The sequence below is a fragment of the Catellatospora sichuanensis genome (genome assembly GCF_007483665.1).
Lineage (GTDB): Bacteria > Actinomycetota > Actinomycetes > Mycobacteriales > Micromonosporaceae > Catellatospora > Catellatospora sichuanensis.
The window spans coordinates 48,568-67,984 of the sequence record NZ_VIQO01000039.1; the positions used below are offsets into that span (position 1 = coordinate 48,568).

Annotated in this window: 18 protein-coding genes; 11 read left to right on the forward strand and 7 right to left on the reverse strand. The window is 70.8% G+C overall.

The window, feature by feature from the left end:
* Positions 1 to 84 precede the first annotated feature (84 nt).
* The 8 genes from FLL47_RS38215 (at position 85) to FLL47_RS43380 (ending at position 12,089) form a co-directional block, all read left to right on the forward strand.
* Positions 85 to 2,688, forward strand: a complete 2,604-nt coding sequence (locus tag FLL47_RS38215; RefSeq protein WP_222106387.1) for a fibronectin type III domain-containing protein — start codon at positions 85 to 87, stop codon at positions 2,686 to 2,688.
* Between the two features lie 70 nt (positions 2,689 to 2,758).
* Entirely contained in the window at positions 2,759 to 4,123 is a 1,365-nt protein-coding gene (locus tag FLL47_RS38220; protein WP_222106388.1) for a DUF4832 domain-containing protein, read from the forward strand.
* A 115-nt stretch (positions 4,124 to 4,238) separates the two neighbouring features.
* Entirely contained in the window at positions 4,239 to 6,911 is a 2,673-nt protein-coding gene (locus tag FLL47_RS44885; RefSeq protein WP_144127560.1) for a fibronectin type III domain-containing protein, read from the forward strand.
* A 71-nt stretch (positions 6,912 to 6,982) separates the two neighbouring features.
* A complete protein-coding gene (locus FLL47_RS38230; RefSeq protein ID WP_186316160.1) occupies positions 6,983 to 9,496 on the forward strand; it encodes a DUF4832 domain-containing protein in 2,514 nt (837 codons plus the stop codon).
* A gap of 194 nt (positions 9,497 to 9,690) precedes the next feature.
* Positions 9,691 to 10,467, forward strand: a complete 777-nt coding sequence (locus tag FLL47_RS38235) for a hypothetical protein (RefSeq protein WP_144127562.1) — start codon at positions 9,691 to 9,693, stop codon at positions 10,465 to 10,467.
* Positions 10,468 to 10,482: 15 nt separating this feature from the next.
* A complete protein-coding gene (locus FLL47_RS38240; protein WP_144127563.1) occupies positions 10,483 to 10,812 on the forward strand; it encodes a PadR family transcriptional regulator in 330 nt (109 codons plus the stop codon).
* A gap of 48 nt (positions 10,813 to 10,860) precedes the next feature.
* A complete protein-coding gene (locus FLL47_RS38245; RefSeq protein WP_144127564.1) occupies positions 10,861 to 11,928 on the forward strand; it encodes a hypothetical protein in 1,068 nt (355 codons plus the stop codon).
* A 14-nt stretch (positions 11,929 to 11,942) separates the two neighbouring features.
* Complete coding sequence (locus tag FLL47_RS43380) at positions 11,943 to 12,089, forward strand: hypothetical protein (protein ID WP_186316161.1); 147 nt, start codon at positions 11,943 to 11,945, stop codon at positions 12,087 to 12,089.
* A gap of 203 nt (positions 12,090 to 12,292) precedes the next feature.
* Here the strand turns inward: FLL47_RS43380 and FLL47_RS38250 are convergent, their stop codons facing one another.
* Positions 12,293 to 12,763 carry a DUF4383 domain-containing protein gene (locus tag FLL47_RS38250; RefSeq protein ID WP_186316162.1) on the reverse strand — a complete coding sequence of 157 codons (471 nt, stop codon included), beginning with the start codon at positions 12,761 to 12,763 and terminating at the stop codon, positions 12,293 to 12,295.
* 114 nt (positions 12,764 to 12,877) lie between these two features.
* Between FLL47_RS38250 and FLL47_RS38255 the strand changes: the two genes are divergently transcribed.
* Complete coding sequence (locus FLL47_RS38255; protein ID WP_144127566.1) at positions 12,878 to 13,825, forward strand: TIGR03557 family F420-dependent LLM class oxidoreductase; 948 nt, start codon at positions 12,878 to 12,880, stop codon at positions 13,823 to 13,825.
* Between the two features lie 16 nt (positions 13,826 to 13,841).
* Here the strand turns inward: FLL47_RS38255 and FLL47_RS43385 are convergent, their stop codons facing one another.
* The 3 genes from FLL47_RS43385 to FLL47_RS44890 form a co-directional block, all read right to left on the reverse strand.
* On the reverse strand, positions 13,842 to 14,003 hold the full coding sequence (locus FLL47_RS43385) for a hypothetical protein (protein WP_186316163.1): 162 nt from the start codon (positions 14,001 to 14,003) through the stop codon (positions 13,842 to 13,844).
* A 262-nt stretch (positions 14,004 to 14,265) separates the two neighbouring features.
* Entirely contained in the window at positions 14,266 to 15,354 is a 1,089-nt protein-coding gene (locus FLL47_RS38260) for an epoxide hydrolase family protein (RefSeq protein WP_144127567.1), read from the reverse strand.
* A 212-nt stretch (positions 15,355 to 15,566) separates the two neighbouring features.
* Complete coding sequence (locus tag FLL47_RS44890; RefSeq protein WP_281286777.1) at positions 15,567 to 15,695, reverse strand: hypothetical protein; 129 nt, start codon at positions 15,693 to 15,695, stop codon at positions 15,567 to 15,569.
* Positions 15,696 to 16,504: 809 nt separating this feature from the next.
* Between FLL47_RS44890 and FLL47_RS38265 the strand changes: the two genes are divergently transcribed.
* On the forward strand, positions 16,505 to 17,275 hold the full coding sequence (locus tag FLL47_RS38265) for a phytanoyl-CoA dioxygenase family protein (RefSeq protein ID WP_246159219.1): 771 nt from the start codon (positions 16,505 to 16,507) through the stop codon (positions 17,273 to 17,275).
* Between the two features lie 6 nt (positions 17,276 to 17,281).
* On the opposite strand, the gene FLL47_RS38270 is transcribed toward FLL47_RS38265, so the two are convergent.
* The 3 genes from FLL47_RS38270 to FLL47_RS44895 all read right to left on the reverse strand — a co-directional run bounded on the left by FLL47_RS38270 (position 17,282) and on the right by FLL47_RS44895 (position 18,727).
* The gene (locus FLL47_RS38270) at positions 17,282 to 18,034 is read right to left on the reverse strand and encodes an AraC family transcriptional regulator (protein WP_144127568.1); all 753 of its coding nucleotides are present in this window, start codon (positions 18,032 to 18,034) and stop codon (positions 17,282 to 17,284) included.
* 45 nt (positions 18,035 to 18,079) lie between these two features.
* Positions 18,080 to 18,382, reverse strand: coding sequence for a putative quinol monooxygenase (locus tag FLL47_RS38275; protein WP_144127569.1), 303 nt, complete (start codon positions 18,380 to 18,382; stop codon positions 18,080 to 18,082).
* 216 nt (positions 18,383 to 18,598) lie between these two features.
* Complete coding sequence (locus tag FLL47_RS44895) at positions 18,599 to 18,727, reverse strand: hypothetical protein (protein ID WP_281286778.1); 129 nt, start codon at positions 18,725 to 18,727, stop codon at positions 18,599 to 18,601.
* A 273-nt stretch (positions 18,728 to 19,000) separates the two neighbouring features.
* On the opposite strand from FLL47_RS44895, the gene FLL47_RS38280 reads away from it, so the two are divergent.
* On the forward strand, positions 19,001 to 19,417 hold the full coding sequence (locus FLL47_RS38280; protein ID WP_144127570.1) for a hypothetical protein: 417 nt from the start codon (positions 19,001 to 19,003) through the stop codon (positions 19,415 to 19,417).

Sequence of the window (19,417 nt, forward strand, 5' to 3'; positions counted from 1 at the left end):
CTGTGCGTCGGCTCAGTGGTGTGCCCGCGCGGCACGCAGCCCCGCACCACCCGCAGAAACGCCCGACTCCCACCGGAGATCGCCATGAAATCACGTTCACGCGGCCGAACCATCCTGGCCGCAGTCGCCGCCGCAGCGCTCGGCGCCGCCCTGACACTCGTCGGCCCGGCCCCCGCGTCGGCCGCCCCGGCCGGCCCGCCCCCGCGCCCGGCAGCACCCGCCAGCCCTGACCCGACGCTGCAGGTCCACGCCCTCACCGCCGCACCCGGGCCGGTGGACAACCCGCTGAAGGGCTGGGCCAAGTTCTACTCACCCGGCGCCAACCAGAACGTCGGCTACCCGCACGCGCTGACCTGGGGCTACTTCGGCCTGTCCGAGATCATGACCAGCTCGTCGAACTGTGCCGGCTACAACTGGTCGATCGTGGACAGCATGCTGGCCGAGACGGCCGGCTACGGCAACCAGGCCGCCATCCGCATCTACCTGACCTACCCCGGCGGCACCGGCAGCCACCCGGGCAACGCCATCCCGCCGTGCTTCAACGGCAACGTGGCCAACCGCGCCGACACCTACTGGAACGTCACCCACCCCGACTACGACAGCCCGTTCCTGATCAACGCGATGAAGAACTTCATCGCCGCGTTCGGCGCCCGGTACGACGGCGACCCCCGGCTCGGGTTCATCCACCTGGGCCTGGTCGGGCTCTGGGGCGAGTGGCACACCTGGCCGTACGACACCGACACCGCCGACGGGCTGCCCAACTACATGCCCAGCGATGCCAACGGCGCGCAGCTGCTCGCCGCGTTCGACGCCGCGTTCAACACCACCAAGGTCGAGCTGCGTTATCCCGGCGCGGCCGGGGGAGCGGCCAACACCCGCGACATCGGCTACCACGACGACTCGTTCTGCTACCGGGAAGGCTCACCACTGCAGGGCGTGACCCTGCCCGTGTCCATGGGCGGCGCCTCCTACGCCCAGCTGCAGCGCAAGCTCGACTCCGGCACCGAGAACAAGTGGATCACCAGCTCGATGGGCGGCGAGCTGCGCCCGGAGATCCAGTCGTCGGCGTTCCAGTACTGGCCCAACGGGTCGGGCCAGGTGGACAACCTCAAGGCGTGCATCGAGCTCGACCACGCCACCTGGATGATCAACGAGCAGAGCGGCGGCTACGCCTCCGGTGACGCCAACGTGGCGGCCGCCGTGCGGCTGATGGGCTACAACCTCACCGTCGACAACGCCTACTACAAGGACACCGCCAGCGGTGCGACCAGCGTCGGCGTGCAGATCAGCAACAGCGGCGTGGCTCCGTTCTACTACCCGTGGACGGTCACGCTCGGCCTGAAGAACAGCTCCGGGACCGTGGTGCGCACCTTCGACACGTCCTGGGACCTGCGTAAGGTCCAGCCGCTGACGATCCGGAACTTCCCCGACTGGAACACCGGGGCCAACCCGAGCTACCGCGACTTCGGCTACCGGCAGTACTTCCAGCACAGCGCCGACCTGTCCGGCCTGGCCCAGGGCGGCTACCAGTGGGTCATGCGGGTCAAGAACCCCCTGGAGGCCGTCAACGCCAACGCCAAGAAGCTGCGTTTCGCCAACGCCACCCAGAACGCCGACGGCTGGCTCGGCCTCGGCACGGTCAACGTCGGCACGTCCGGCGGCGGCGACACCACCGCGCCCAGCACCCCGACCGGCCTGGCCTCGACCGGCCTGACGTCGTCGTCGGTGTCGCTGTCCTGGAACGGCTCCACCGACAACGTGGGCGTCACCGGGTACGAGGTCTTCCGCGGCGGCACCCTGGTCGGCAGCCCGACCGCGACGTCGTTCACCGACACCGGCCTGACCGCGTCGACCAGCTACAGCTACACCGTCAAGGCACGGGACGCGGCCGGGAACCGGTCGGCGGCGAGCAACACGCTCACGGTCTCCACCTCGGCGGGCACCGGCGGAACGGTCACGTACGAGGCTGAAGCGTCGGGCAACACCCGGACCGGCACCGCGGCAGTCGCCGCCTGCGCGGCGTGCTCGGGCGGCTCGAAGGTCGGCTACCTCGGCAACGGCGCGGCGGTGGCCTTCAACGGCGTCGCGGGCGGCACCGGCGGAAGCCGGACGGTGACCGTGTACTACACCTCCGCGGAAGCTCGGACCGCTGTCGTCAACGGGCAGACGGTCAGCTTCCCGGCCACCGCCAACTGGGACACCGTCGGCTCCACCACGGTCACCCTGAACCTGTCCGCCGGGACCAACACCATCACGGTCGGCAATCCCTCCGGCTGGGCGCCCGACATCGACCGCATCGCCGTCGCAGGCAGCGGCGGCGGCACCGGACCGGCCGGTTACGAGGCCGAAGCGTCCGGCAACACCCGGACCGGCACCGCGGTGGTCGCGGCCTGCGGGTCGTGCTCGGGCGGGTCGAAGGTCGGCTACGTCGGCAACGGCGCAACCCTGGCGTTCAACAACGTCGCAGGCGGCACGGGCGGCGCGCGGACCATCACCATCTACTACCTGTCGGCCGTGGCGCGTACCGCGGTGGTCAACGGGCAGACGGTGAACTTCGCGCCGACCGCCGACTGGAACACCGTCGGCTCGACCACGGTCACGTTGACCCTGGGCGCGGGCAACAACACGGTCACCGTCGCCAACCCGAGCGGCTGGGCCCCCGACCTCGACCGCATCACCGTCAGCTGACCCTTCCGCCCACACACCGGCCAGGTGAACGGGGGCCTGGCCGGCCAACCCTCCCACCGAGGTAACCCATATGAGAAGAGCAGCCCGCCTCACCGTCGCCCTGCTGGCGGCCCTCACCCTCGCCGCGGGAACACCCGCCGCGGCCCGGCCCGCACCCACCGAACCGCAATGGAGCCCGCTGACCTACACCTCCGCGCCCGCGGACAACCCCCTCAAGGGCTTCATGCCGTACGCGGGCAGCTACCAGACCTTCCCGTACAGCATGGAATGGTTCTACCTGCCCGTGCGCGACGTGATGACCGGCCCGAAGCAGTTCCGCTGGGACGCCGTCGAACGCCAGCTCAACGCCATCGCCGCCCGCGGCCACCAGGCCGTGTTCCGGTTCTACCTCGACTACCCCGGCAAGCCCACCGGCATCCCGCAGTACCTGCTCGACCAGGGCCTGGCCACCCACGCCTACGACGACTTCGGCAACAACGGCGTCAGCGTCGCCCCGGACTACAGCGACCCGCGCCTGGTCGCCGCCGTGCAGGACTTCATCACCGCGCTCGGCCGCAGGTACGACGGCGACCCGCGCATCGGCTTCCTCACCCTCGGGCTGATCGGCTTCTGGGGCGAGTGGCACACCTGGCCCTACGACGGCTGGACCAAGCCCGAGAACTGGATGCCCTCGACCGAGATCCTCACCGGCATCCTGAACACCTTCGACACCGCGTTCGACAAGACCAGGCTGCTGGCCCGCTATCCGAGCCCGCAGAACAAGGACCTCGGCATCGGCTACCACGACGACTCGTTCGCCTTCGAGACCCTGCCGCCGACCTCATGGCACTTCGTGCAGCGACTCATCGACGAGGGCGTCACCGACAAGTGGCAACGTGAGCCCATCGGCGGCGAGCTGCGCCCGGAGATCCAGTCCTGCCTGTTCGAGCAGCCCGTCACCTGCGGGCAGTACGAGGACTTCACACAGTCCGTCGACCTGACCCACATCAGCTGGATGATCAACCACGCGGCGTTCGCGAACGGGGGCTACACCGGCGACGAGTACTTCCGCGCCCTGTCCGCGGCCAAGTCGCTGGGCTACGAGCTGACCGTCACCGAGGCCGCGCTGTCCCGCGACCGGGTCTCGGTGCGCGTGGCCAACCGCGGCACCGCGCCCTTCTACTACGACTGGCGGGCCGAGCTGGCCGCCGTCGACGGCCAGGGCCGCATCGTCAGGCGCTGGCAGACCGGCTGGACCGTGGACGGCATCCAGCCCGGCCAGGCCCCCGCCGAGCTGACCACCCGCATCGACACCCGCGGCCTGCGCCCCGGCAGCTACGACATCGTCATGCGCGTGGCCAACCCGCTGCCGAACGGCATCCCGTTGCGGTTCGCCAACACCAGCCAGGACACCCACACCGGCTGGCTGCACCTCGGTGCCGTCACCACCCGCTGACGGCACCGACGCACCAAGCACCACCGCACCTCGGCGCCGCCGGCAGCCGGCCGGCGGCGCCCGCACCGAACCCTTTCCTGTTCCTGAACTTCGTCCCCGAAGGGAACAACGGTTCATGCCATCCGTACGCAAGCTGCTCGCCACCACGGCGGCGGCGTTGACGCTCGCGCTGGTCGCCACCAGCGCGGCCGCCGCACCCGCGGGCCCGCCCGCCCGGCCGCCCGCCGGTCCAGGCCCCGACACGAGCCTGGCCACCCACACCTACACGTACGCCGACGCCGCGCTCGGCCAGCCGCTGAAGGGGTTCGCCCCCTACCTCTTCCCCGGTGACAACCTGTCCACCAAGTACCCCGGCGGCCTGGTCTGGAGCTACTTCGCCCTGAACGAGGTGATGAAGGACCCGGCCAACTGCGCGAACATCGACTGGAGCGTGTTCGAGAAGGCGCTCGACGAGGCCGCCGTCTGGAGCCGCCAGACCGCCTTCCGCTTCTACCTGGAATACCCCGGCGGCAGCGGCACCCACCCCGGCAACGGCATCCCGCCGTGCCTGAACGGCAAGATGGCGCTGCGCAACAACGGGTTCTGGGGCACCGTCAGCCCCGACTACGACGACCCGGACGTCATCAACGCGCTGACCACCTTCATCAACGCGTTCGCCGCACGCTACGACAAGGCCGGTCCGGGCGGCACCGCCGACCCGCGCATCGGGTTCATGTCGCTGGGCCTGGTCGGCCTGTGGGGCGAGTGGCACACCTGGCCGTACGACCGGGATCTGGCCGACGGCTACCCGAACCTGATGCCGACCGACGCCACCATCCGCACCCTCATCGGGGCGTACGACACGGCGTTCGACAACATCCAGCTGGAGGTCCGCTACCCGCTTGCCGGCACCGAGACGGCGAACATCGGCTTCCATGACGACTCCTGGCCCTACAAGGAGTTCCGCAGCGGCGGGCAGCTCAAGAGCATGACCCTGCCGATGTCGATGAACGGGTGGGAGGACGCGTTCCTGCAGCTGCAGCTCAACACCGGCACCGAGAACCGGTGGGTCACCCACTCCATCGGCGGCGAGGCCCGTCCCGAGATTCAGGGCACGCTCTACGCCAACTGGCCGGGCGGCTCCGGGCAGGTCGACGACGTGCTCGCGGCGACCGAGCTCACCCACATCAGCTGGATGATCAACCAGACCGGCGCGGGCGGGTACAGCACCAGTGATCCGAAGGTCTCCGCCGGCGTCCGCAAGATGGGCTACAACCTGCACATCCCGCAGGCCAACTTCAACGCGACCGCCGCTGGCAACTTCAAGGTCGGCGTCACCGTGCAGAACGACGGCGTGGCGCCGTTCTACTACCCGTGGACGGTGCAGCTCGGCCTGCGCAACAGCGCGGGCAGCGTCGTGAAGACCTGGGACACCAGTTGGGACCTGCGCACCGTGCAGCCCTTGAAGATCCGGGCCTTCCCCGACTGGAACGTGGGGGCCGACCCGAAGTACCTCGACTTCGGCCGCCCGGTCAACTTCTCCGCGACCGTCAGCACCGCGGGCGTGCCCGCGGGCGCCTACAGCCTGGTCCTGAAGGTACGCAACCCGCTGGAGGCGGTCACCGCGGACGTGCTGCGCGCCCGCCCGGCAGCCAGCAGGCTGACCGACTGGGTCATCGACCAGTGGCGTCCGCGGCTGCCGCTGTCGTTCGCCAACAGCAACCAGGGCGCCGACGGCTGGGTCAACCTCGGCAGCGTGTCGACCACCGGCACCTGCACGGGTGACTGCACGGCTCCGTCGGCGCCGTCGGGCCTGACCGTCTCCGGGGTGACGAACACGAGCGTGTCGCTGTCGTGGTCGGCGGCCACGGACAACGTGGGAGTCACGGGCTACCGGGTGTTCCGGGACGGGGTGCTGGTGGGTTCGCCGTCGGGCACGTCGTTCACCGACTCGGGCCGTTCGCCGGGGCAGACGTACCAGTACACGGTCCGGGCGGTCGACGCCGCCGGAAACGTGTCCAATTCGTCCGCATCGGTGTCCGCGACCACCACGGGGTGCGCGGGTGACTGCACTGCCCCTAGTTCGCCTATATTGTCCTCGCCTGCGAAGACCGACACGAGCGTGTCGCTGTCGTGGACCGCGTCGACCGACAACGTGGGCGTGACCGGTTACGAGGTGTTCCGCGGGTCGACGCTGATCGGCAGCCCGACGAGCACGTCCTTCACCGACACGGGCCTCACGGCGTCGACGGCCTACAGCTACACCGTCAAGGCCCGAGACGCGGCGGGCAACCGGTCGGCCGCCAGCAACACCGTCCCGGTCACCACCAGCGCGGCACCCCAGCCACCGACCGGATTGGTGCTGGACAACTACGACGGCACCCCGGCGTATCCGTCCTCGACGCAGAACGACCTGGGCAAGTGGACGGGCGGCAACTGCTTCCTCGATGGCGGCGGCTCGGGCGTGGTCACGGGCGGGGCGCTGAGCCTGCGCTACAACGCCTGCGGCTGGTTCGGCTCCGACGTGGGTGTGGACCTGAGCGCCTACACCTACCTCGTCGTGCGCATCAAGGGCGCGGCCGGTGGCGAGCAGGGCCACTTCAACCTGGGGTTGGGCGGGTCGACGAAGGTCTTCGGCGACTTCACCCTCGACGGGGGTGCGCATCCGGTGATCACGACGGCGTACCAGGACATCAAGATCCCGATGGCCGCCAACGGCATCAACCGCAACTCGCCGTCCCAGTTGGCCATGGGCTTCTGGTACGGCGGCAACTCCACCATCACCATCGACCACATCACGTTCCAGTAGCAGCCCGGCCGCCTGGCAGGGCTCCCGACCCGGCCAGGCGGCCTACCCTCCCGATGCACAGGAAGGCCACCATGCCCACCCGCGTACTGCGGATGTTCACCGCGACAACGCTACTGGCCGCGCTGGCGGTCGTGTCGCTCGGCACGCCCGCCCAGGCCGCCACCGTCACCTACCAGGCCGATCCGGCCACCGCGTTCGCCAACCCGGAACGCGGCTACCACAACCGCTACGAGATCATCAACGACCCGGCGGTCAACGACTACGTCAACGCCGCCACCATCCCCGGTTTCAACCCCGACCTGCTCGACCGCACCTTCGCCCGCGCCAAGGCCGGCGGCAACACCCTGGTGCACAGCTACCTGCACCTCGACAAGTACAAGACCCAGGCCCTGCCCCAGGCGCTGCTGGACAACCTCGCCTCCGGCCTGGCCGCGGTCCGCACCGCCGGCATGAAGATCGTCCTGCGGCCCGCCTACACCTGGGACGGCTACGCCACCGTCGCCGAAGCGCAGATCCTCGCCCACATCGCCCAGATCAACGCCGTGATCACCGCGAACGCCGACGTCGTCCTGCACCTGGAGACCGGCTACCTCGGCGCCTGGGGCGAGTGGCACACCGGCGGCCTGACCAACCCGTCGTCGGTCGAGGAGGCACCCGCCCGGTACCGCATCGTCAAGAAGATCGCCGACACCACCCCGGCGAGCATTCCGCTGGCGATGCGCTATCCGATCTACATCAAGGAGATGGTCGACCCCACCTCCTGCGTCGTGCCCGAAGGCTGCACGCTGACCCAGGCGCAGAAGGACCGGATCAGCTTCCACAACGACTGCTTCCTGGCCGACCTCAACGACATGGGCACCTACGACAACCCATCGTGGATGGGCTGGTTCTACATCGAACAGAAGAAGCAGTGGATGTACGACCTGGCCACCTCGACCGGGTTCAACAAGATGGTCGGCGGCGAGACCTGCGGCGCCGACGGCTACAACGACGCCGCCTGCGTCAACGCGCAGACCGAGATGAACAAGCTCAACTTCACCGAGATCAACGAGGACTACGCCGCCGTCAACACCGACAAGTGGAAGGCGGCCCACCTCGCCGCCAGCGGCAACGACCCGGCCGAGCCCTGCTTCGTGCGCATCAAGCGCAAGCTCGGGTACCGGCTGAGGCTGCTCGACGCCACCTTCCCCACCACCGTCGCACCCGGCGGCAGTCTCAGCCTCACCGCCCACCTCAGCAACGACGGGTGGTCCGGGCTCATCAAGAACCGCACCGCCTACCTCGTGCTCGACAACGGCGCCAACCGCTACAACCTGCCGCTGAGCAGCGTCGACCCGCGCACCTGGCTGGCCGGCAACAGCACCGTCACCGCGAACGTCACGCTGCCCGGCGGCGCGGTCGCGGGCAACTACACGCTGGCGCTGTGGCTGCCGGACCCCAGCGCGGGGCTGCAGGCCCGTCCCGAGTACGCGATCCGGCTGGCCAACACCGGTACGTGGGACGCGGCCAAGGGGTACAACGTGCTGGCCTCGTCGGTCGCCGTCGGTTCCTGCACGGGTGACTGCACGGCACCGTCCGTGCCGACCGGACTGACCGTGTCCGGGGTGACGAACACCAGCGTGTCGCTGTCGTGGGCGGCGTCCACGGACAACGTCGGGGTGACCGGGTACCAGGTGTTCCGCGGGTCGACGCAGGTCGGCAACCCGACAGGCACGTCGTTCACCGACTCGGGCCGCTCGCCGGGGCAGACCTACCAGTACACGGTCCGGGCCGTGGACGCCGCGGGCAACGTGTCCGGGTCGTCGGCCACGGTGTCGGCGACCACGACCGGCTGCTCAGGCGACTGCACCGCGCCGAGTGCGCCGACGCTGTCGTCTCCGGGCAAGACCGACACGACGGTGTCGCTGTCGTGGACGGCCTCGACCGACAACGTGGCCGTGACCGGCTACGAGGTGTTCCGCGGATCGACGCTGATCGGCAGCCCGACGGGGACCTCGTTCACCGACACCGGCCGGACCGCGTCGACCGCTTACAGCTACACGGTCAAGGCCCGCGACGCGGCGGGCAACCGCTCGGCGGCCAGCAACACGGTGACGGTCACCACGGATGCCGCTCCGCAGCCGCCGACCGGGCTGGTGCTGGACAACTACGACGGCACTCCGGCGTATCCGGCCTCGTCGCAGAACGACCTGGGTAAATGGACGGGCGGGAACTGCTTCCTCGACGGCGGCGGCTCCGGAGTGGTGACCGGCGGGGCGCTGAGCCTGCGCTACAACAACTGCGGCTGGTTCGGCTCGGACGTCGGCGTGGACCTGAGCGCCTACACCTACCTGGTCGTACGGATCAAGGGCGCGACCGGAGGGGAGCAGGGGCACTTCAGCCTCGGTCTGGGCGGCTCCACGAAGGTGTTCGCCGACTTCACCCTCGACGGCGGAGCGCATCCGGTGATCACCACCGGCTACCAGGACATCCGCATCCCGATGGCCGCCAACGGCATCAACCGCAACTCGCCGTCCCAGCTGGCCATGGGCTTCTGGTACGGCGGCAACTCCGCCATCACCATCGACCACATCACCTTCCAGTAACCGACCACCGGCCGGCCAGGCGCCCAGCGACAGACCGGGCTCCTGGCCGGCCGACATGGAACCCTCCGAAAGCCGGGTGACGCGACCGCCCACACCGGACCGGCATCGCCGGCCCCAAGCGAGTCACCCCGTCGGGGCCGTCCCGTGCGCCCGGTCACCGCCGACAGGAACGCACGCGTCCCGGCCGCACGCCCGTGGCGTCCGGCCGCCGCGACCGCCGTCGCCGCCGCCGTCCTGTTCGCGGGCAACGCCGCACGGCGCACCGCGTCGGGCCACCGCAGCGCTACGGCGACACGTTCGGCCACCAGCCCGGCGTCGAGTTCGTGCAAGGTGCGGCCCGCTACGGCCTGGTCGCGATCGCGGTGGCGGTCACCGCGGTGCTGACCTGGTACGCCTACCAGCACGGCCGTGCCGATCCCGCCCGCTGGACGGTCCTCTGCCTCGCACTGGCCGCACCGGTGCACACCGCCACGACCAACAGCCTCTACCTGACAGCCGCGCCGTCCGGCTTGCTCGCTGTCGGATGTCTGGCGGCCGTGCTCGGTGCGTACGCCGTCATCCGCGCCGACCGGCGGCTGCCCTGGGACGCGCTCGGCGCGGGCGTGGTGGCCGCGGGCGTCGCCGTCCACGCCGTGGCCATTCGGCACGAGGGTCCCTGGGCGCTTGCCGGCTCGCTGCTGCTCGTGGTGGGAATGTGCTTCGCGCTGAGTGCCGGCCTGACCCGCGTGCTGCGTACGGAGCGCGGTGCGCCGGTCGAGGTCGCCGGTTCGGCGCTGCTCGGCCTGGCCGCGATGCTGCTGGCCGGTCAGGCCCTCGGGCCGCTGGCGGTCGAGTCCGCCGTGGGCGCCGGGCTCGACGACGGCCTGCGCACCGTTCCGTTGCTGGCGTGCGCCGCGGCGGTGGCCCTGGTGGCCATGTCCGGCGCCATCGCGGGTCTCCGCAGAAGGGACTTGCGCGATAACTCTATCTAGGTAGATATTGGAGGCATGGTACGCGCCCGACAGCCCTCCCCGCAGACCGCGGCCGTGCTCACCGCCCTCGCCGAGACCGGCGACGGCTGGAGTCACGGCTACGACCTGTGCCGCGCCCTCGGCCTGAAGGCGGGCACCGTCTACCCGATCCTCATCCGCCTCGCCGAGCGCGGGCACGTGGAGACCTCCTGGGAGACCGACCCGCCACGCGGGCGGCCGCCCCGCCACCTGTACCGGCTCAGCACCGCCGGCGCAGAACTCGCCCGCACCGTCGCCCACGCGGCACGCGCCGGCGAAGCCCCGCCCGCCCCGGGTGCGGCCCGGCTCGCCCCCCGGGCCGCCTGACCTTCGACCGCACCATCCCCGATCCGCCCTGCTGCTCGGAGGCCATCGATGCCCGACTTCCTCTTCTTCCTGGTGCTGATCGCACCGCCCGTGCTCGCGGTCGTGGTGGTGGCGGTCCGGCTGCGGGACGCCGTACGCCAGGGCGGCGCGGGCACCCTGGGTGCCCGCGCCCGTGCTGCGTGGCGCGCCGGCGTCAGACGTCCCGTGTGGCGGGGACTGCTCGCCGTCGCCGCCTGCGTTGGTCTGCTCACCTTCGCCCTGGAACGCGCGTATCTGGCCACGGTCGCGAACGGCCCCCGCTGGGGCGTCGACGTGGTGCTGGTGACCCTGATGCTCGGACTGCTCGCCGCACTCGGCTACGGCGGCCTCGCCAGCCTGGCCGCGGCCGCCGTGGCCCGCGTCCGCGGATTCGGAGCGGGCGCCGTCGCCGGGCTGCTGGCCATGGTCGCCGTCGCCGCCGGTGCCGCGGCCGCGCACCTGCCCCTGCGCGCCGCGTACCGGGCAGACCCCGGCAGTTTCCCCGCCGTCGCGAACCCCGGCGAGGGCGCCCTGCTGCTGCCGTTCGAGATCTTCCTCGTCGTGCTGATCTGGGCCATGCCGTGGTCCGTCCTCGGTGCGGCGCTCGGCGCCAGGACCGCGTCGGCAGGGCGGGAACCGGCGCGCGACGTTTGGCAGGTCCTGCTCGACCTGACCACCGCCGACCTGCCCGAAAGCCGGTCTGCGTGGGGCGCGGCGCTGCGGGCCGAACTCGCGGCGATCGACCCGCCGGCCGAGCGCCGCAGGTTCGCCCTCGGCGGCGTGTGGGCTGCGCTGCGGTCCGGGCGGCCGCGCGGCATGTGGATCCCGGCCGCCGGGGTGGCGATCGTCGTGGCAGGTGGCAACTTCGCCGCCTCGCGCTGGTCACTGGCGCACGACCAGGGCGGCGTACTCAGCTTCTGGGTCTCCTTCCCGAGCTTCCTGCTGCTCGCCGTCGCGCTCGCCGCGGCCTGGCGCAGCCGGTCCTTCGGTGCGGGTCTGCGCACCGGAGCCCTGTCCGGGCTCGCCGCCCTGGTGGCGGTGCTCGCCGTCAGCATTCCCGAAGCCGTCGTCTGGGCAACCGGCGGGCCGGATACCTGAGCACCGGCGATGCCGTGCCACCGGACTGGCAGTCGGCGGTCCTCGACGTGCTCCGCGTGGACTTCCTGCTCATGATGGTGGTCTTCTGGCTGGCGGGTATGGCGGGCGGCGCGGCCCTCGGCGCCGCGTTCCGGCGGCGGCCCACCGGCGCTCCCGACTGACCCGCCGCTGCCGCAGTGCGCAGGCAGGACGCGCCGCGACAGCGGCACCCGCCAAGAGCCGTGCGGCGGAGCCCGGACAGCGCCTCAGCGCAGGCGCTGCAGGATGTCGTCGGCGGGCAGCACCCGCCGCTCGCCGATGATCCGGGAGATCACGCGGGGCGATGGGGCGATGCACGAGGTGCGGCCGCGCAGACGGGCAACGGCTACGGATTGGCGTGCGGCTCGACGGCGAACTTGTCGCCGGGGCGGGTGCTGTGGCGCAGCACCTCCTCGGTGACGGCCTCGCGTGGGGTGCCGGTCCTGCCGTACAGCCCGGCGGCCAGCAGGATCGTGCCCGTCACGAACGACGCGATGCAGGTCGCCATGTCCAGGTTGAGCTTGTTGACCGAGGTCTGCAGCACGGCGAGCGTCGCCAGGCCGCCGAGCAGGCAGACCGCGCCTACGCCGAGGTGCACGGCCATGGCTGCGGTCCGGCCGATGACCGTCCCGGCCAGCCCGACGGCGCCGAGGGCGACGCACAGCCAGGCCAGCGCGGGGTTCGTGCGCAGGCCCAGCATCCGGGCGTCGCCGTCGTGGAAGAACGGCTGCCCGGCGGTGGCGATCACGCTGAGCAGCCCGAAGGCCAGCAGGTAAGCGGCGGACGAACCGGCGAGCAGTCGCCACAGGGGCCGCATCCGGTGATTGATGGGCAGATGCATGGCATACAGGTGCCCGGTCGATGGCCGATGGAAACCGGGTATCGCGGGCGCCGGGTTTCCCTGCGGTCAGGCCCGGGTACCCGGCAAATCATGAGAATCGGATACTTTCTGTCCAGCGAGGAGTACTCGCCGCAGGAGCTCCTGGAGCAGGCCCAGCGGGCCCAGGATGCGGGGTTCTCCGCGCTGTGGATCTCGGACCACTTCCATCCCTGGGTCGATGCGCAGGGGCACAGTCCGTTCGTGTGGTCGATGATCGGCGCACTGAGCCGCGTGACGACGCTGCCGATCACGACCGCGGTGACGTGCCCGACGGTACGGACCCACCCGGCGATCATCGCCCAGGCGGCCGCGACCAGCGCCGTGCTCACCGAGGGCCGGTTCACGCTGGGTGTCGGCTCCGGCGAGGCGCTCAACGAGCACATCACCGGCGAGCACTGGCCACCGGCCAAGGCGCGCCTCGACATGCTCGAAGAAGCCGTCGAGGTCATCCGCGAACTGTGGACCGGCGAGGACGTCGAGCACGACGGCGTGTACTACACGGTGGAGAACGCCCGGATCTACACGCTGCCCGACACCCCGCCGAAGATCTACGTGTCCGGGCTGGCGCCGACCTCGACGAAACTGGCCGGTCGCATCGGCGACGGTTACATCAGCACCCAGCCGAACGCGGAGATGCTGCAGCTGTTCCGCGACAGCGGCGGCGCCGGCAAACCGAGCGCCGCGGGCGGCAAGGCGTGCTACGCCCCGGACCGCGACGAGGCGGTGCGGCTGGCCCACCACTTGTGGCCGACGTCGGGCCTGACCGGAGAGCTGTCGCAGATCCTGCCCACGCCCGCCCACTTCGAGCAGGCCGCGACCCCGGTGACACCCGACGCGATCGCCGAGAAGATCGCGTGCGGGCCCGACCCGCAGGTCCACCGGGACCTGGTCGGCAAGTACCGCGACGCGGGCTTCGACGAGTTCTACGTCGCCTCGGTCGGCCCGCACTTCCGCGACATGATCGACCTGTACGCCAAGGAGATCCTGCCGCACCAGTGACCGGTGCAGGCCCCGCTTACAGGCCCGGCATGGCGGGGCCGTAACGCCGCCAGACAACCGTGACGACGAGCCAGTACGGGATGGCGACCGCGGCGGTGACGGCCTTGACGTTCCAGTCCATCTGCTCCGCCAGCCACCAGCACCCGCCGGCGAGCGCCACGAACATGCCGATGGTCACGATCCTCCACCGGATCCTGCGACCGCGTTGGTCGGCCGGGTACGGCTCTGATGCGAATCGAGGGGAGTCATCGTGTTCTGCGGTCATCACGCATCCGTTGCTCGAGCTGGGGGCTGTGCGGCACTGAGGCTAACAGCGGCGAAGACGCCAAGCGAACCGCGACCCACAGCTGTGGGCTGCCGCGGCGGACGGCCCGTCGGCCGCGAGCTCCGGGCTCCCGGGGTTCGCGGCCGACAGCGGCTCCTGCCGGGTGGCGACCCGGTCAGCCGTTCTTGACGAGGGTGAGGAAGAAGTCCCGGATGTCGTCGGCGAGCAGCTCGGGCACCTCCATCGCGGCGAAGTGGCCGCCGCGCTCGAACTCCGACCAGTGCCTGATGTCGTACAGCCGCTCGGCCAGGGGCCGCACCGACTGCGTGATGTCGTGCGCGAACACCGCCACGCCGACCGGCACCGGGCACGGCTCGGTCCCGCGCGGAGTCTCACGGTGCAGCCGCGCCGAGGAGGCCGCGGTGGCGGTCAGCCAGTACAGCGAGATGTCGGTGAGCATCCGCTCGTCGCTGATCGGCGCCCGCGGGTCCGTCCACTGGGCGAAGCGCTCGGCGATCCAGGCCAGCTGGCCGACCGGGGAGTCGGTGAGCGCGTAGCCGATGGTCTGCGGGGTGGCGGCCTGCAGAGTCTGGTACGGCGGACGGTTCGCCATCAGCTGCCGGACCTTGTCCAGCCGCGCCTCGTCCGTTGCGGACAGCTCGATGCCGGCGTCCGGGACCGGCCGGGTCGGCAGGTAGTTGACGTGCACCCCGACGACCTGCTCGGGTGCCACCGCGCCGAGCGCCGTGGAGATGCCCGAGCCGAAGTCGCCACCCTGCGCGCCGTAGCGCTCGTATCCGAGGCGGCGCATCAGCTCGGCCCAGGCCCGCGCGACCCGGACGATGTCCCAGCCGCGCTCGTGGGTCGGCCCGGAGAAGCCGTAACCCGGGATGGACGGGATCACCAGGTGGAAGTCGCGCGACAGCGGCTCGATCACGTCGAGGAACTCCAGGAACGAACCGGGCCAGCCGTGGGTGAGGATCAGCGCGAGCGCGTCCGGCTTCGCGGACCGGACGTGGACGAAGTGGATGTTCTGGCCTTCGATCTCGGTGGTGAAGTGTGGCAGCTCGTTGAGCTTGGCCTCGTGCTCGCGCCAGTCGTAGCCGGTGCGCCAGTATTCGGCCAGCTCCTGGAGCCGCGCGAGGGGGAAGCCGTAGTCCCACCCGGCGTCGGCGACCTCGTTCGGCCAACGGGTGCGGGCGAGCCGGTCGTTCAGGTCGTCGAGGTCGGCCTGGGGGATGTCGATACGGAAAGGCTTGATCACGGTCGTGGCTCCCAACGGATCTATCCGGCTAAATCGTTAGTGACACTAACGTTTGTTCTCCGAACGATAGCACGATTGTTGGGGCCACTAACGATTAGTTGTGCTCGTCACATGTCATGCTGCGGTCCCGAACCGGGTCGGCCTACCTGCGTCCGACGCGCAAAAAAACAGGCCCGGGGCCGTTTCCGGCTCCCGGGCCTGTCTGCTCGTGCTCATCGCGCCGTGTGGTCGCGCGCCTGGCGGCGCTTGCGGCCGTGACGGTGCAGCCGGTTCGCTATCCGCTCCTTCGCGGCCTCGTCGATGAGCTCTCGGTGATGCAACTTCGCGAGATCGAAGTACATCTCGGGCGATCCAAACATCGCAGACTCCTCAGTCCTTGACTCTGTGTCTTGCTGACGAGAGAAATACTCCTCCCACGACGGCCCATCTCCATCCGCAGCGACGGCGTATCTTGCCTGGCCGCGACCTACCTAGACACCTCCTGGGCCGGTCTAGGTATGCCTACACACCGTGACCGCGATCACCGACCCGACGCCGATACATCCCATTCGGAGTGATCCGCCGATGTCGGACCGCCCGGTCAGGGCCAGAGACCGTCCTATGCGAGCACAACGGCGAGTGGCGATTCCATCGGCGGGACAGTGCGATTCGGCGCCGTGGTCGTACCGTTCGGGTCGGTGCCGACGGGCCAGGCCGTCGTACCGTGTGGTGCATGTCGGACGGAATGGCCATCCTGCTCGTCGTGTCGGCATGTGTTGGTGTCGTGCTCGTCGGCGAGGCGCTGATCGCGATGGCCCACCGCAGGCGCCGGGCCGGGCCGGGGGCGCGCGCCCGCCGCCCACCACGTCCGCCTCTGCCGCTGCTCAGGGCAGGTGGGATCCGACCGCGCGTGGTTCGGCGACGGCGGCTCGGCCGGACACCGGTCGAACGCGGGCAGGCGGCATCGCGGGACGCGGCCAGGCTCAGCCGACGTTGGGGACGCCCCAGTCGGCGCGGTGCGGGTGCCGGGGACGATCTCGGCTGGTGGACGGGCAGCGGTTCCAGCCACCAGCAGGACTGACCGTCGTACCGAACCTGCCTCACGTCGTCGGGCGACGGGTATCGAGAAATGGAGATGTTCTCTGCGCTGTGCTCCGGCACACTGATTGTCGTGGACGGTCGCGAAGTCGAGCAGTTCGAGCGGGACGGGTACGTCGCCGTGCGCGGTGCCGTCGCTCCCGACGTCGTCGCCGCCTGCCGGGACGCCATCTGGGAGGCGCTCGCGCGGCAGGGTGTGACCCGCGACCCGGGGACGTGGAACCGCCCGGTCGTCCGGGTCCCGTGCCCGGAAGGCGGTCCCTTCGAAGCCGCCGGCACGTCGCCCGCACTGTGGTCGGCATACGACACGTTGCTGGGTCCGGGCCGGTGGGCACCGCGCCGCGGCGTCGGCGGCTCGGTGCCGGTGCGGTTCCCGTCCGAGGAGTTCCCGGGTGACGTCGGCTGGCACATCGAGGGCAGCTACGCGGTCGGCGGCGAGTACTGGGCGAACGTGCGCTCACGTGCGCGCGGCCTGCTCGCGCTGTTCCTGTTCAGCGACGTGGGCGAGGACGACGCGCCGACGCGGATGGCGATCGGCTCGCATCTGGCGATGCCGCGCATCCTGGCCGCGGCGGGCGAGGACGGGATGAGCGGCGACGAGTCCATGTCCCAGGTGCGTCCGTCGGTCCTGTGCCGCACGGTCGTGCACGCCACCGGGCGCGCCGGTGACGTGTTCCTGTGCCACCCGTTCATCGTGCACACCGCGACCTGGCCTCACCGCGGCGCGACGCCGCGGATGATGGCCCAGCCGGCCGTGTACGTCGCGGACGGCTTCGCGATCGACGGCTCGGACCCGTCGCCGGTGGCCCGGGCGATCGTCGCCGGTCTGAACACCGAGAGGTGACCCGGATCAGGGCCGGAAGCTCGCGCGGTACTGCGTGGGGGTGCGGCCGGTCAGGTCCCGGAACGCGGAGTTGAACGCCGACAGCGAGGTGTAGCCGACCGTGTGGGCGATCCGGGTCACCGAGATGTCGCCGGCGGCGAGCAACTCGATCGCGTGCAGCACCCGCATCCGGCGCAGGACCGCCTGCCACGTCAGGCCGGTTTCCTCCGCGAAGCGCCGCGCAAGCGACCGCGGCGCGAGGCCGACCTCGGCCGCCACGTCCTCGAAGCGAACCTCTCCGCCGAGTTGCCGCTCGGTCGACTCGAGGGCCCGCCGCAGCTCCGGCGACCGTCCCGCGGGCACCACGACCGGGCTCGGTTGCTCGGCGAGCCGCCAGGTCACCGCGGCGAGCGCGGCGAACAGCGTCTCGGCGTACGCGGTGAGGGGTTCGTCGCTCTCGCCCCACACCCCGCACTCGTCGACCAGCGCACGGGCCAGCGGGTTGAGGTCGAACACGGTCAGCGGCGCCGGCGGGACGGCGGTGAAGCCGGGGTCGAACAGCACCGACGCCGTGGTGACCGGCTGCGGGATGCTCACCCGGATCGGTCGGCCCGCTTCGATCAGCGCGGCCCGCGCCGGGGGCAGCAGCCACGCCTGGCCCTGCGCCTCCAGCCGGAGGGTGCCGGCGGAGGCGCAGAGCAGGTAATGGCGGTCCACGCGGAGTTCGCGCGCAGGCTCGGCCGGGAACGTGCGGACGAAGCTGTACGCCTTGCGGATCATCGACGGCCTCGCACGGACACATCGTAGGTGGCGACCGGACGCTGGTCAGCCGACCGTTTCCAGCAGCTCGGCGCGGAAACGACGGCTCACCGGCGGCGCGGTCATCATCGGGCGGAGCACCTCGCCGGAGCGGGCGAAGGAGTCCGACCCCAGATAGCGGCCGAACGACTCCTCGTCGTCCCATTCGTGTACGACGGTGATCGCGGACTCGTCCGTTCGAGACGCGTAGATCCGGTAGGCGACGTTGCCCGGCATGGCGCGGACCTGGCCGCTCTCCCGGTCGAGCTGGGCGAGGGCGGCGTCGCGGTCGGCGGCGGCGGTGCGGAAATCGAGGATGGCGATTAGCAAGGGGGGACCTCCGGGACCATGGTGGCGGCGGGTGCCGCGGATGCATCGATCCTCACAGCCTGGCCGCTGGTCGGCTCCCGTCAGCCGGACGCGTTCACGCTTGTATCGGACAGGCGGCCGCGCAGGACCATGTGACTCAAGGTGGCCGGACGATCAGGGCCTGCACATACGAACAGGCCCGGGGCCGTTTCCGGCTCCCGGGCCTGTTGCTCGTGCTCATCGCGCCGTGTGGTCGCGCGCCTGGCGGCGCTTGCGGCCGTGACGGTGCAGCCGGTTCGCTACCCGCTCCTTCGCGGCCTCGTCGATGAGCTCTCGGTGATGCAACTTCGCGAGATCGAAGTACATCTCGGGCGATCCAAACATCGCAGACTCCTCAGTCCTTGACTCTGTGTCTTGCTGACGAGGTAAATACTCGTCTCTCCGCGACCCATCTCCATCCGCAGCGACGGCGTATCCTGCCTGGCCGCGACCTACCTAGACACCTCCCTGGGCCGGTCTAGGTATGCCTACACACCGTGACCGCGATCACCGACCCGACGCCGATACGTCCCATTCGGAGTGATCCGCCGATGTCGGACGGCCCGGTTAGGGTCGGGACCGTCCTAGGCGAGGAGGCACGTGGTGCAGGTCGAGGTACGCAGCAGGATCCCGGGCGGGGACCGCCTGCCCGATGTGCTGGTGGAGCTGGCGCAGGAACGCACGACGGTGCGCGAGCTGATCGGCGCGGCCGTCGCCGAGCAGGTCCGGGCCTGGCAGGTCGACAGCGCCCGGTGCCGCACCCTGCTGGACCGGCAGTACCTCACCGACGACGACATCCGCGCCCAGGCCGCGACCGGAGTGGTGCGCCTGCCCGACCGGTCGCAGGCCGTCCCCGACGTCGAGGCCGAGGTGGCCCGCGCCTGGCGGGCGTTCGAACGCGGCGCGTTCGCGCTGTTCGTCGGCGGCCGGCAGGTCGACGTGCTGGACGAGGAGATCGTGCTGCGCCTGGGCGAGCCGGTCGTGTTCGTGCGGCTCACCGCGCTGGTCGGAGGCTGA

Coding starts and splice junctions, on each gene's coding strand:
- FLL47_RS38215 (WP_222106387.1), top strand. CDS start 85: ATGAAATCACGTTCACGCGGCCGAACCATCCTGGCCGCAGTCGCCGCC.
- FLL47_RS38220 (WP_222106388.1), top strand. CDS start 2,759: ATGAGAAGAGCAGCCCGCCTCACCGTCGCCCTGCTGGCGGCCCTCACC.
- FLL47_RS44885 (WP_144127560.1), top strand. CDS start 4,239: ATGCCATCCGTACGCAAGCTGCTCGCCACCACGGCGGCGGCGTTGACG.
- FLL47_RS38230 (WP_186316160.1), top strand. CDS start 6,983: ATGCCCACCCGCGTACTGCGGATGTTCACCGCGACAACGCTACTGGCC.
- FLL47_RS38240 (WP_144127563.1), top strand. CDS start 10,483: ATGGTACGCGCCCGACAGCCCTCCCCGCAGACCGCGGCCGTGCTCACC.
- FLL47_RS38245 (WP_144127564.1), top strand. CDS start 10,861: ATGCCCGACTTCCTCTTCTTCCTGGTGCTGATCGCACCGCCCGTGCTC.
- FLL47_RS38250 (WP_186316162.1), bottom strand. CDS start 12,763: ATGCGGCCCCTGTGGCGACTGCTCGCCGGTTCGTCCGCCGCTTACCTG.
- FLL47_RS38255 (WP_144127566.1), top strand. CDS start 12,878: ATGAGAATCGGATACTTTCTGTCCAGCGAGGAGTACTCGCCGCAGGAG.
- FLL47_RS44890 (WP_281286777.1), bottom strand. CDS start 15,695: ATGTACTTCGATCTCGCGAAGTTGCATCACCGAGAGCTCATCGACGAG.
- FLL47_RS38270 (WP_144127568.1), bottom strand. CDS start 18,034: ATGATCCGCAAGGCGTACAGCTTCGTCCGCACGTTCCCGGCCGAGCCT.
- FLL47_RS44895 (WP_281286778.1), bottom strand. CDS start 18,727: ATGTACTTCGATCTCGCGAAGTTGCATCACCGAGAGCTCATCGACGAG.